Here is a 14,614-nt window from a genome sequence, read left to right as displayed (position 1 = left end):
GGTTAATGCACTAAAGTAGAGCTTTTTCATCTATTTTGTGTATTTAAAGGTTAATATTAGTTTTTATTATCACAATGCTGCAAATTTAACGAATTTTAATAATTACTCCCTCACCTGAATGAGATTTAATGTCAAATTTGTTATAGGTTAATGGTTTATTGCAACCTTAGCAAAAATAAAACGGCACAGCGACAGAACTTGACGTGTGTTTTTTTATGTAATAAATTAAGATACTTAAATATTAAGCATTCTTATTCTTCTGTTTGAAAAAATGAAAAGACGCATAAATTTATGCGTCTTTTTCTTATTTAGAACATTGAAATATTATCCAATCTCAACACCATTTTCTACATTGCTGTCATCAGGAGTGACAAAAGATAATTTTCCGTCTGGTTTTGTCGTCAATAATAACATTCCCTGAGATTCAATTCCTCTGATTTTTCTTGGAGCAAGATTTAATAAAATCATCACCTGCTTTCCAACCACTTCTTCCGGAGTGAAACTTTCTGCAATTCCTGAAACAACGGTTCTTACATCGACACCCGTATCAACAGTAAGTTTCAATAGTTTGTCAGCTTTTTCTACTTTTTCAGCTTCTGTAATGGTTGCTGTTCTCAAGTCGATTTTAGTAAAATCATCAAAAGTGATTTCGTCTTTCATAGGGTTTGCGTTAGGGTTTGTCTTTTTATTGTTTTGTTTGGTATTTTCCAGCTTTTGGATTTGAGTTTCGATGACATCGTCTTCAATTTTTGAGAAAAGAAGAGAAGGTTCATTGATTGTATGGCCCGTTTCAATTAAAACAGATTTTGTTTCAACATCATTCCAGTCTGCTTTTTCAATATTAAACATATTCAATAATTTTTCAGAACTGAAAGGCAGAAATGGCTCACACAATTGAGCTAATGCAACAGCAATCTGAGCTCCGGCAAATAATGAATGTGCAGCTTTTTCCGGATTATCTTTAATTGTTTTCCAAGGCTCTTCTGTCTGAAGGTACTGGTTTCCGAAACGGGCTAAATTCATTAAAGCTGTTAAAGAATTTCTGAATTCATAATTTTCTAAGAAACCTGAGATTTCTTTTGCTGCTTTATTAATTTCGGCTAATTCAGGAGCATTTACATCACCTTGAGGAACAATTCCATCATAATATTTATGAATTAAAACAGCAACTCTATTGATGAAGTTTCCAAAAATTCCAACCAATTCAGAATTATTTTTAGTCTGAAAATCCTTCCATGTAAAATTATTATCCTTTGTTTCAGGAGCAGATGAAAGAAGCGCATATCTCAAAACATCTTGTTGGCCAGGGAAATCTTCAACATATTCATGTGCCCAAACTGCCCAGTTTCTTGAAGTCGAAATTTTATCGTTTTCAAGATTAAGGAATTCAAATGCAGGAACATTTTTCGGCATGATATAATTTCCGTGAGCCTTCATCATCGCAGGGAAAATAATACAGTGAAATACAATATTATCTTTTCCGATAAAATGAACTAAATCACTTTCTTCACTTTGCCAGTAATCTTTCCAGTTTTTTCCGTTTTTCTCTGCCCATTCTTTCGTGAAAGAAATATAGCCAATCGGTGCATCAAACCATACATAAAGTACCTTTCCTTCTGCATTTGGAAGCGGAACGGGAACTCCCCAATTCAAATCTCTGGTCATTGCGCGAGGTTTTAAACCATCATTTAACCAAGATTTCACTTGTCCGTAAACGTTTGGTTTCCAGTCATCTTTGTGACCTTCGATAATCCATTCATTGAGAAAGCCTTCGTATTCATTTAATGGTAAATACCAGTTTTTTGTTTCCTTTAAAATAGGAACATTTCCGCTTAGCATTGATTTTGGATTAATCAATTCAGAGGGTGAAAGGGTAGAACCACACTTTTCACACTGATCTCCGTAAGCGTTTTCATTTCCACAATTCGGGCAAGTTCCAACGATGTATCGGTCGGCTAAAAATTCATTAGCCTGCTCATCAAAATATTGTTCTGAAACTTCTTCTGTAAATTTTCCTTTTTCATAAAGAACTTTAAAGAAATCCTGGCTTGTTTCATAATGATTTTTAGAAGTTGTTCTGGAATATTCATCAAACGAAATTCCTAAATCTGAAAAAGATTTTTTGATAATTTCGTGGTATTTATCAACAATATCCTGAGGGGTAACTCCCTCTTTCTTTGCTCTTATGGTAATAGGAATTCCGTGCTCATCTGACCCACAGATAAAAGCTACGTCTTTTCCTAATCTTCTCTGAAATCTTGCATAAACATCCGCAGGAATATAAACACCTGCTAAATGCCCTATATGAACCGGTCCGTTTGCATAAGGCAAAGCTGCCGTAATCATCTTTCTGTTTGACATTTATAGTTAAATTTTATCTACAAAGATAAGGATTATCCTTGAAAAGTAATGGAATTGCTGTTTTTTAAAGGTTTTAGAAGTTAGAGAGAGTTGAAATATTATATTTAGTTAAACAAATGTTTAACTTATTGTTAAGGATTACATCCTGTTATGTATAGCATAATTTATTATAAAAGTATGAAAAACAAATGTTTAATTTAAAATCATCAGGTAATTTACATAAAATTATCTAAATTTTAAATAATTTTATGATAATTCTAATTTTTTTATAAATTGCAAAGCTGGCTCTTTGCCAAATTATTATAAAAATAAAACTATATAAAAAAACGATATTGTGAAAAATTTTACAACGGTATTAAAAATTGCGCCTGCATTTTTATTGGCTAGTACAATAATTCATGCGCAAACGAAAGACTCTATAACAAAAGAGAAAAAGATAGAGGAGGTTGTACTGATTGGGTATGGTAGTAAAAAGAAATCTGATTTAACAGGTTCTGTCACTGCTGTTTCGGAAAAAGACTTCAATAAAGGTGCAATCGTTTCTGCTGATCAGCTTATTAATGGTAAAGCACCTGGTGTGAGAATTACAAACAACGGAGGACAACCCGATTCTGCGCCTAATATTCGGATTAGAGGGGGAGCTTCATTAAGTGCAAATAATAATCCTTTGATTGTTATAGATGGTGTTCCTATCGATAATACAAACCCGGCTGGACTATCAAATCCTTTATCATTAATTAATCCTAACGATATTGAATCTTTTTCAATATTAAAGGATGCTTCAGCAGCGGCTATTTATGGTTCTAGAGCATCAAATGGAGTCATTATTATTACAACAAAAAAAGGAGTTTCTGGAAAACTCAGGTTAAATTATTCCGGAAATGTTTCTTTTGGAAATGTCACAAAGAAAGTCAACGTGATGGATGGTTCTCAATTTGAGACATTTATGAAGGAATATAATCCACTATACTTAAATTTATTAGGTGTTACAGAAAATGGTTCACAAACAATTTACAATACAGATTGGCAGAATGAAATTTATAGAAAAACTGTTTCAACTGATCAAAATGTAAGTTTAAGAGCTAATCTTTTTAAAACTATCCCATCAAGATTCTCGTTTGGATATAATAATACTGAAGGTCTTGTTAAAACAAGTGATTATGAAAGATATACGGCATCAGTAAAATTAACTCCGACTTTATTTGATAAACATTTGAAGATTGATATTAATGCAAAAGGTTTGATGTCAGATAAAAATGCTATTGATGAAGGAGGTGCAATTGGAGGCGCAATAGCAGCAGATCCGACAAAACCAGTGTATGGTTCGGATGGAGCTTTGTATCAGTCATTTAATAATTATGTTTTAACGGGTAGTACTAATCCTTTAGCAATACTTATGCAAAGGGATAGACCTGAAAAAATTAAAAAATTACTTGGTAATGTTGAATTTGATTACAAAATGCATTTTCTTCCTGAATTAAGAGCTGTTCTAAATTTAGGTTTAGAAACATCAAAATCTACTATTCGAGAAGTTTATGGCGATAATGCTTTTGCCACATATCGAACAATATATGAAAATAATTTACCTGTAAGTGGAATATACAATCCTGGTTTGAATTATGCTGAAGATCAAAAAATTAATAATAAATTATTGGATGCATATCTGGTATATTCAAAAGAAAGAAAAGGTAAAATAATTTCTAATTTTGATATTCAAGGTGGTTATTCATATCAGGATTTTGTAAATGATGGTACCAAAGACTTATATGATTACAATCAAACTACAGGCATAAGATTTCAAAAACCGTTAGGTATTGACAATTTTTATTATAATCATTTAAACCTTCAGTCATTTTTTGGGAGATCTAACTTTAGCATTATGGATAAATACTTATTTACTTTGTCGTATCGTGCTGATGGATCATCTTTATTTAGAAAAGATAAGAGATGGGGGCATTTTCCTTCAGTGGCTTTTGCATGGAAAGCAATAGAAGAAGATTGGCTTAAAGACTCCAAGGCATTCTCTGATTTAAAGGTGAGACTAGGATGGGGGAGAACAGGACAACAAGACATCACTCCTGTTGCTGGTTTTTATCCTTATACCCCATTGTTCAAGCCAGGCTCTATCCAGTATTTTTATTTCCCTAATACTGGACTTTATACAGCTCTTCCTTATAATGATAATTTAACTTGGGAAAAAACTACGACTTATAATGCCGGAATTGACTTTTCATCAAAAAGCAGACGAATCAACGGAAGTGTAGAATATTATCATAGGTATACAACAGATTTATTAGCAAAAGTTGATTTGCCTCCAGGTCAATCCTTAACAAATGAATTTGTTGATAATGTGGGTACTTTAACAAATAATGGTTTTGAATTTACATTAAACTTAGTTCCTGTCAAAACAAACTCTATTATATGGGAAATAAATGGAAACATCGGTTATAATAAAGGAAAGGTTAATGATCTTGAAGGTGTAGAAAGAGTTAGAGCTGATGAATCTGGTTTACCTGGGACTGGACAAAAATTAGCTTATCATGCTGTAGGACAACAGCCGTATTCAGCTTGGGTTTTTCAACAAGTCTATGATAATAATGGCAGAGTGTTACCAAATGTTTTTGTTGATAGAAATGGAGATGGGCTAATTACTGATGCTGATAAATATTACGTTCCGCTACGCCCGAATTGGACATATGGATTTAGTACAACTATAAATATTTATAAATTCGATATATCTGCAAGTTTCAGAGGGCAAATAGGAGGAAAGGTTTATAATGCAATATTACCACAAAGAGGATATACAGAAGCTTCTAATCCAGCTAATACACCTGCTGTTTATAATGTACTTAACTTTTATGATGGAAGTGCAGATCCTCGATTTACTGGTAAAACAGAATTACTTTCTGACTATTATTTGTCAGATGCTACATTCTTAAGATGTGATAATATTACAGTAGGATATACTTTTGATAAATTATTAAAAGCTAGAATTAAAGTTTATGGAGCAGTTAATAATGCCTTTTTAGTGACAAATTATAAGGGGCAAGACCCAGAAAACTTTAATGCAATTGATAATAATTTTTATCCAAGACCAAGAATATATTCAGTAGGAGTAAATGTTGATTTTTAAAAATACTAAAATGAAATTAAATAAATTTAAAATAATTGTTTTATCTGCCGCAGTTCTATCATTTACATCATGTATTAATGACTTAGATACGGCTCCTAAATATGAGCAATCTCTTGAAAATATTTTAAGAGATGACCCGAATGCTGTGGAAGGGTTGGTGGCAAAAATTTACGCATCTCTTTCAATGTCTAGTGCTAATGGAGCCGGAGAGGCGGATATTTCAGGACCGGATAAAGGAGAAACTGTTTTTTTAAGAGGTATTTGGAATCTTGAAGATTTTACTGCTGATGGTATGAAAAATAGATGGGGAGATGACGGTTTAGATCAGTTGACTACTACTTCAAACTGGACAAGTAATAATAAATTCTTTGCATATTTATATAATAGAGTATATTATACGGTTCCGCAGGCAAATAATTTGATTGCCGCTTTGAGAAATGTTAACCACCCTCAAAAAGATCAATTCATTAGTGAACTAAGATTTATCCGTGCATTATCATATTATTATATGATAGATTGCTTTGGAAAAGGAGTTTTAGTTACAGAAAATGATTTAGGTACCACTACTCCTAAACCACAAGCTTCAAGACAAGAGTTATTCAACTATGTTGAAAATGAATTGAAAGAAATAGAATCGACGATATCCTCAAATGCAGGATATGGACATGCTAATCAAGCAACAGTTCAAATGTTGCTTGCAAAACTTTATTTAAATGCACAAGTTTATACGGGTACTGCAAGATATAATGATGCAGTAACCTATATTAATAAAGTTCTTGCAGGAGGATATAGTTTGGATTCTAATTTTGTTAGACTTTTCTCTGCAGATAATAATGCATCTCCGGAGATTATTTTTCCATTAATTGCAGATCCTGTTGGTACTGAAAGTTATGGAAATTCTACCTATATAATAAATGGAGGCACAGGAGGCACCCCGCCTACGATTAAAGCATCAGATCTTGGTTTGACAGGAGATGGTTGGGGAGGTCATAGAGCTTCAAAAGCTTGGTATGGGTTATTCGGGAATAGTTTAACGGATTATAATGCTGGAACATCTACCAGCCTGGCGGCGTCTACTGATGACAGAGCAAAGTTGTTTTATTCTAATGGTCACAATTATGAGATGAATGACTATAAAAATTGGTTAGATGGATATCCTTCAATTAAATTTAGAAATTTAAATTCCAATGGATCCGGTAACACAACTTCAAATTTTTCTGGTGCTGATTTTCCAATGTTTAGATTAGCGGATGTTTATCTAATGTATGCAGAATGTGCTGTTAGAGGAGCTTCTGGTGCGACTTTAAGCCAAGCTCTCACGTATGTTAACCAAATAAGAATGAGATCGCATGCAATGTCTGTTTCTTTAAACGATTTGACATTAGATTTTATCTTAGCAGAAAGAGCTAGAGAACTAAATTTAGAAGGACATAGAAGAACGGATCTTATTAGATTTGGTAAGTTTACAGGAGCGACTTACATTTGGCCTTGGAAAGGGGGAGTTAAAAATGGAATCTCTATTCCTTCTACATATAACTTATTCCCTATTCCGTCATCTGCATTAAATGCTAATCCTAATTTAACACAAAACCCAGGATATTAATCTTACTAAAATGAAAAAACTATTTAATATTTTATATATAACATTATTTGGCTTTGTATTATTATCTTGCTCTGATGATGACAAAGTATTGTTAAATAATGTATCGAATGCAAAACTTAGTTCGGATAAAACATCGGTTGTTTTAGATGAATTGATTGCAGATCAAAATGCCATTTCTTTTACATTTACAAATCCGGTATTTTCTCCAAATGTTGGTTTTACAAATGCTTTGGAATTTGGTGTTGAAGGAACTAACTTTTCTCCATCTGTAGTTCAGGGGTTAGAAGTTGGTCAAACCTCTTACTCTTTGACTCATTTGCAGTTGAATAATATTTTAGCAATGTTGAATGTTGCACCAAATGTTGCAAAACCTATTCAAATTAGGCTAAAATCAACTTTAAATATGGCAACAGTTTATTATTCGGATGTTGTAAGTGTAAATATGACTGCATATACCCCAAATCCAGACTTAATCTATCCAAAAATAAATGTTCCTGGTGGATATGCTGGGGCAGCAGGATATGCGGATTGGGAACCTACTAATTCTCCAAATTTATTTTCCCCTGGTAAAAATGATCAATACAGAGGATTTATATATGTAACTAATCCTAATAGTGAATATAAATTTACAATAAATCAGGATTGGAATGGTGATAAAGGTGATGATGGAACATTTACTGGAAAATTACTAGAAACTGGTGAAGTTAATATTAAAGCAGTAGCTGCAGGAACATATTATATAAATGTAGATTGGGCCGGAAATACTTATTCATCTATACTTGCTAACTTTGGAGTTATAGGGGACGCTACGCCTACAGGGTGGAATTCTGATACAGATTTTGTTTATAATCCTACTACAAAAACTTTTATAATTAATTCAATTGCTTTAAATAATACAGGAGTATTCAAATTTAGAGCAAATGATGATTGGGCAATAAAATTCCAGCCTGAAAGTGCAGATCAAACACTTATATCAGGCACAGGCGTGCAATCATATCTAAGTGCGGAGGGTACGGTAACTGGCGATCCTGGTTATAAAGTTACTGAAGCAGGTAATTATAAAATAGAATTAGATTTACATAATTCTGCGTACTACAAATTAACTGTTACAAAATTGTAGATGTAACGAATTTACATAGCAAAGTGTTGCTTTTGGGCAACACTTTCTTTATTTTTAAAGTTTTATAAATAGTCATTATGAAGAAAATTACAGTTGGAGCTCTTTTGCTCTCAATGATGTTTGTGGGTGTTAATGCACAATCTTTAAAATCGCCGGATGGGAAATTTGAAATGGATTTTCAGTTAAAAGGTGGTGTTCCTTATTACAACCTTAAATACAATGGTAAAACGGTAGTTGAAGATTCCAAATTGGGATTGAGGCTATTTAAAGATACTTCTATAAAATTTGCGTCAGAAATTGCAAAGCCGGAAGATGCTAAGTTTGATTTAAACAGTGGTTTTACAAAAACAGAGGAAAAAAGAGATTCCAAAAATGAAACCTGGCAACCTGTTTTAGGTGAAAAGAAGAATTATATCAACAATTACAATGAATTGGCTGTTACGCTTAACCAGGCAACGACAGACAGAAGCATTGTAGTAAAATTCAGATTGTTTAATGATGGATTGGGATTCAGATATGAATTTCCTCAACAGAAAAATCTGAACTATTTTGTAATCAGGGAAGAAGACTCTGAAATCGACTTTCCTACAGACATGAAATCCTGGTGGATTGTTGCAGATTACGACTCTCAGGAATATCAATATCAGGAAACAAAACTTTCCGAAATTCCGACAAGGTGGGATAAAGCTTTCGACGCGAACGCTTCTCAGACTTTGATCAAAAATGCAGTTCAATCGCCTTTAATGCTTAAAAAAGAAGGGAAAGAACCATTATATATCAACGTTGCTGAGGCGGCAGTTTTAGATTATCCAGCTTCCCATCTTGAAGTTGATGCCCAAAATTTTAAGCTTAAAACTCACCTTACAGCAGACAGACAGGGTGCAAAAGGATATATTCAAACACCTTCTGTAACACCTTGGAGAACAATTATTGTTGCCCCAAAAGCAGAGGAAGTGATGGATTCAAAAATGATTTTTAATCTTAATGAACCTACTAAATATACCGATACTTCTTATATCCATCCGACAAAATATATGGGAGTTTGGTGGGAAATGATTATTGGAAAATCTCAATGGGCTTACGGGCAACCGGAATCAAATGTACGTATCGGAGTGACAGATTTTTCAAAGCTGACTCCAACAGGAAAGCATGCTGCAAATAATACAAAAGTTAAAGAATATATAGATTTTGCAGCTGAAAACGGTTTTCAAGGTTTGTTAATTGAAGGTTGGAATGTAGGTTGGGAAGACTGGTTCGGTCACTCAAAAGAATTCGTTTTCGATTTTATTACACCCTATCCTGATTTTGATATTAAAATGTTAAATGAATATGCTCATTCAAAAGGAATTAAGCTTATCATGCACCACGAAACTTCAGGTTCTGCGACAAACTACGAAAGATGGGCAGATAAAGCTTTCCAGTTGATGAACAAATATGGCTATGATGCCGTAAAAACAGGATATGTCGGAGATATTATTCCAAGAGGGGAGCATCATTATTCTCAATGGACAATCAACCATTTTTACAGAATCGCAGAGAAAGCAAATGAGTATAAAATCATGGTAAACTCTCACGAATCTGTACGCCCTACGGGAGAAAGCCGTACCTACCCAAACTACATTTCCGCAGAAGCAGCCCGTGGAACAGAATATGAAGCTTTTGGAGGAAATAATCCTGACCACCAGACAATTCTTCCATTTACAAGATGGATGGGAGGTTCTATGGATTATACACCGGGAATTTTCCAGACAAAATTAGATTATTATTTTCCCGGAGATACTCGTTTTGTGAAAACTACGCTGGCTAAACAATTAGCATTGTATGTTACAATGTATATGCCTCTTCAGATGGCTGCAGATTTACCTGAAAATTACAAAAAGCATATGGATGCTTTTCAGTTTATCAAAGATGTGGCAGCAGATTGGGATGATACAAAAATTTTATCGGCAGAACCGGGAGATTATGTAATTACAGCAAGAAAAGCAAAGGGGACAAACAACTGGTTTGTTGGAGGTATTACCGATGAAAACAAACGCGATTATACCGTAGATTTTTCTTTCTTGGATAAAGGCCAAAAATATGAAGCAACAATCTATGAAGATGGAAAAGATGCGGATTACATCAATAATCCTCAAAGCTATAACATCTATAAGAAAGAAATTACAAATAAATCAAAAATCAATTTTAAAATGGTAAGAAGCGGAGGTTTTGCTATCTCTATCAAGCCGGTAAAATAAATATTTCCTAACTTCATAATCCTTAAAGGTTTTTTGCCTTTAAGGATTTTTTATTTACAAATAATTTATCTTTTTTAACGACGTTGATGACAAAATTTAACAAACAGAATTTTCTCTTATTAAAATTGATCTTTTTTCATAAATGTCATGTATTTCAATCTCCAGTTTTCTAGATTGAAAAATTGCAGTGAACTAGGCATATAATACAGAAGATTATGTTATATTCAATAAAACATTAAATAAAAAAATGAAGAAATTATATACAATTATTGCGCTCTCAACAGTGGTGATAGCTTTTTCCCAAAAGCCCTTAGATAAGGTAGAACCTGCTTTCTGGTGGAAAGGAATGAAAAATCCTGAGCTCCAGATTTTGGTGTATGGAAAGAATGTTGCCAACAATGAAATCGAGCTTTCAGATGGTGTTCAAATTAAAAATATTCAGAAAGTTGAAAACCCGAACTATGTTTTTGTAACAGTTAACACAAACGAAATTAACGTTCCGAAATTTAAGATAAATATTAAAAACGGTAAAAAAAGTATTGGTTCTTACACCTATGAATTAAAACAAAGGGAACCGAATTCTGCAAACAGGGAATCCTTTACGTCGAAAGATGTGATGTATCTGATCATGCCTGACCGTTTTGCTAATGGCGACGAAAAAAATGATTCAAATCCGAATTTAACGGAAAAAGCAAACCGAAACTTACCAAATGGTCGACACGGCGGAGATTTACGAGGAATCATCAACAATCTTGATTATATCCAAAATCTTGGTGCAACATCAGTTTGGTTAACACCAGTGAATGAAGACAACGAAAAAGTATATTCCTATCACGGGTATGCTCAGACCGATTTATATAAAATTGATGCCCGTTACGGAACGAACGAAGAATACAGAGAACTTTCCCAAAAGCTGAACAAAAGAAACATGAAGCTGGTGATGGATTATGTGACTAATCATTGGGGAATTTCACACTGGATGATCAAAGATTTACCTACAAAAGACTGGATTCATTTGTTTAGTGATGGCGAAAATGGTTTTAAACGTTCCAATTACAAAACAACAACTCAATTTGATACAAACGCTTCCGAAATTGACAAAAAAGTTGCGCTTGACGGATGGTTTGATACAACAATGCCAGACATCAATCAAAAAAATCCATTGGTTTTAAAATATTTAACACAAAACGCAATCTGGTGGATAGAATATGCTGAATTAGGAGGTTTTCGTGTAGATACATATCCTTATAATGATAAAGAAGCCATGTCAAAATGGGCAAAAGCCATTACTGATGAATATCCGAAATTTAATATTGTTGGAGAAACCTGGCTGAATACAGCCGGACATATTTCAGCATGGCAAAAAGATTCAAAAACGGGTGAAGCGGCAAATTATAATTCAAATCTTCCTTCTGTTATGGATTTTATGCTCTATGGAGATATGCCGAAAGCTTTAAAAGAAAAGGAGGGCTGGGATAGCGGAATGAACCGTATTTATAATAGTCTGTCAAGCGATTTTCTATATCCTGATATTAATAATGTGATGGTTTTCTTTGAAAATCATGACACGGAACGATGGAATGAGATTTTTAATGATGATCCGAAAGCGTATAAATTAGGCCTGACTTTAATATCAACGGTTCGTGGAATTCCACAAATTTACTATGGTTCCGAAGTAGGAATGCGGGGTGATAAAAATAAAGGTGGTGATGCAGACATCCGAAGAGATTTTCCGGGTGGCTGGAAATCGGATCAGCAAAACGCATTAAATCCTTCCACTCAAACGCCCGAACAAAAGGAATTTTATCAGTTTACTCAAAAATTACTGAACTGGAGAAAAGGAAAAGAAGTCATTCATACCGGGAAAACTAAAAATTTCGTTCCTCAGAATAATGTTTTTGTGTATTTTAGATATAATGAAAAGGAAAGTGTGATGGTAGTTCTGAATAATAATGAAAAGGAAGAAACATTGGATTTAAAACATTTTGCAGAATCTTTAGACGGAGTTTCAAAAGGTAGAGAAGTGATTTCTGATAAAGAAATTCCTTTGCAAAGCAGTTTAGCTGTGCCCGCAAAAACTTCGATGGTTATTGAATTACAGAAATAAAAAGTTAACTATAAATATGAAAAAAATATCAATTGTTTTTACATTAATTCTTTTTCTCATTAGCTCTAAGGATATTTCTGCTCAGGCTAAATTTGAAAAGGAAAAAACTGAAATCGGGATAATGCTTGATGGTTTTAATGCAGCTGCAGCAAAAGCTGATTTCAATACTTATTTTAGTTACTTTGCTGATGAATCCACTTTTATAGGTACGGATGCAACCGAAGTTTGGGATAAAAAAGCATTTATGACTTGGGCAAAACCTTATTTTGACAAAAATAAAACCTGGAATTTTACTTCATTAAAAAGAAACATCTTTTTCAGCAAAGACGGAAAATTTGCATGGTTTGACGAATTATTGGATACCCAAATGAAAATCTGTCGTGGATCCGGTGTGGTCGAAAATATTAGCGGACAATGGAAAGTCAGACAATATGTACTTTCTGTAACAGTCCCAAATGATATCGTAGATAAAGTGGTTGTAGAAAAAGCCCCGATTGAAGATATATTAATCCAACAATTAAAAACAAAATAATACGATGTCAAAAAAAATAAAACCCAATTTATCCATGCTTCAAATCATCAATATGAGCATGGGATTTTTGGGAATCCAGATGGCGTTTGGTTTGCAAAACGGGAATGCAAGCAGGATTTTGGCCAACTTCGGTGCAGATGTGCACGAATTGTCGTGGTTTTGGCTGGTTGCGCCTATTACAGGGCTTATTGTTCAGCCCATCATAGGACATATGGGAGATAATACATGGAGTCCGCTTGGTAGGAGAAAACCATATTTCTTAATCGGGGCGGTTTTATGTGCGATCGGTTTGGTTATGCTTCCAAATGCAGCGTCTGCAACCCAAATGATGGCTGCAAATGTTTTATTAATGGCAGTAATTTTCCTCGCCATGATGGACGCTTCAATTAATGTGGCAATGGAGCCTTTCCGGGCATTGGTAGGGGATATGCTTCCCAAACATCAGGCAACAATCGGGTTTTCTGTTCAGACCATTTTAATTGGAGTCGGGGCGGTTATCGGCTCTGATTTGCCTGGCTGGTTGACAAAATTGGGTATATCTAACGAAGCTCCAAAAGGTTTTGTGGCAGATAATGTTATTTATGCTTTTTATATTGGTGCAGCAGTTTTGATTTTATCAATTTTGTATACAATTATTACCACCAAAGAATATTCCCCAGAAGAATTTGCATCATTTGAAGGCGGAAAGCCAATTGTAAAAAATGAATCGAAATTTTCAGATATTTTTAAAGATTTTAAAAATGCACCTTCTCAAATGAAAAAATTGGGAATCGTCCAGTTTTTCTCTTGGTTTGCATTATTTACCATGTGGGTTTTTACAACGAGTGCACTGGCTACACATCATTTCGGGCTTTCTCCCGATGATACACATTCTGCAGAGTTTAATAAAGCTGGAGATTTGACGGGGAGCTTATTCGGAAGTTATAATTTCTACGCGATTTTCTTTGCATTTGCTCTGACTCCTATTGCCAAATTTATTGGTAAAAAACAAACTCATGCTTTGGCTTTGGCCTGCGGCGGAGCAGGTTTGATTTCAATGTATTTTATTAAAGATATTCATAGTCTTTGGATTTCAATGATTGGGTTAGGTTTTGCCTGGGCAAGTATTTTGGCAATGCCTTACGCCATGTTGATTGATTCTATTCCGCAAAAGAAGATGGGAGTTTATATGGGAATTTTCAATTTCTTTATTGTAATTCCTCAAATTATCAATGGTGTTTTCGGAGGACCGATTGTAAGCAGTGTCTTTGGAAAACAGGCTATTGATTATATCGTTGTAGGTGGAGTTTGTATGTTGTTGGGAGCTGTTTTGACATTATTTTTTGTCAAGTCGGAAGATGAAACACCGAAGGAGATTGAAGAGGAAATTCAGCAGGTACATTTTTGATCATCTTATTATAGTTATATCAAAACCATCCGTTATCGGGTGGTTTTTTATTTATATAATCAATTGAAATTTAATTTTTTATTAAGCTAGCCGTGGCTTTTAATTTTTAAATTAGATAAATAAAGTTTTAAAAA

General features: G+C 33.9%; 8 protein-coding genes. 7 read left to right on the top strand and 1 reads right to left on the bottom strand.

Features of this window, described 5'->3' with window-relative positions; genetic code table 11:
• Nucleotides 1-324: 324 nt before the first annotated feature.
• A complete protein-coding gene (gene metG / locus ACM39_RS13035) occupies nt 325-2,361 on the bottom strand; it encodes a methionine--tRNA ligase (protein ID WP_048511466.1) in 2,037 nt (678 codons plus the stop codon).
• 334 nt (nt 2,362-2,695) lie between these two features.
• Between metG and ACM39_RS13030 the strand changes: the two genes are divergently transcribed.
• The 7 genes from ACM39_RS13030 (at nt 2,696) to ACM39_RS13000 (ending at nt 14,480) form a co-directional block, all read left to right on the top strand.
• Nucleotides 2,696-5,494, top strand: coding sequence for a SusC/RagA family TonB-linked outer membrane protein (locus ACM39_RS13030; RefSeq protein WP_053073328.1), 2,799 nt, complete (start codon nt 2,696-2,698; stop codon nt 5,492-5,494).
• A 10-nt stretch (nt 5,495-5,504) separates the two neighbouring features.
• Entirely contained in the window at nt 5,505-7,097 is a 1,593-nt protein-coding gene (locus ACM39_RS13025) for a RagB/SusD family nutrient uptake outer membrane protein (RefSeq protein ID WP_048511488.1), read from the top strand.
• Nucleotides 7,098-7,107: 10 nt separating this feature from the next.
• Nucleotides 7,108-8,217, top strand: a complete 1,110-nt coding sequence (locus ACM39_RS13020) for a SusE domain-containing protein (protein ID WP_048511465.1) — start codon at nt 7,108-7,110, stop codon at nt 8,215-8,217.
• Between the two features lie 77 nt (nt 8,218-8,294).
• A complete protein-coding gene (locus ACM39_RS13015) occupies nt 8,295-10,454 on the top strand; it encodes a glycoside hydrolase family 97 protein (protein WP_048511464.1) in 2,160 nt (719 codons plus the stop codon).
• A gap of 247 nt (nt 10,455-10,701) precedes the next feature.
• Nucleotides 10,702-12,561 carry a glycoside hydrolase family 13 protein gene (locus tag ACM39_RS13010; protein ID WP_048511463.1) on the top strand — a complete coding sequence of 620 codons (1,860 nt, stop codon included), beginning with the start codon at nt 10,702-10,704 and terminating at the stop codon, nt 12,559-12,561.
• A 16-nt stretch (nt 12,562-12,577) separates the two neighbouring features.
• Nucleotides 12,578-13,093 (top strand): nuclear transport factor 2 family protein, encoded by a 516-nt coding sequence (locus ACM39_RS13005; protein ID WP_048511487.1) that lies wholly within the window; start codon nt 12,578-12,580, stop codon nt 13,091-13,093.
• Nucleotides 13,094-13,097: 4 nt separating this feature from the next.
• Nucleotides 13,098-14,480, top strand: coding sequence for an MFS transporter (locus ACM39_RS13000; protein WP_048511462.1), 1,383 nt, complete (start codon nt 13,098-13,100; stop codon nt 14,478-14,480).
• The last annotated feature ends 134 nt before the right edge of the window (nt 14,481-14,614 follow it).

The organism is Chryseobacterium sp. FH2 (assembly GCF_001045455.1).
Taxonomy (GTDB): domain Bacteria; phylum Bacteroidota; class Bacteroidia; order Flavobacteriales; family Weeksellaceae; genus Chryseobacterium.
Note: the sequence above shows the minus strand (reverse complement) of the source record. Positions and strands in the feature narration are given on the sequence as shown.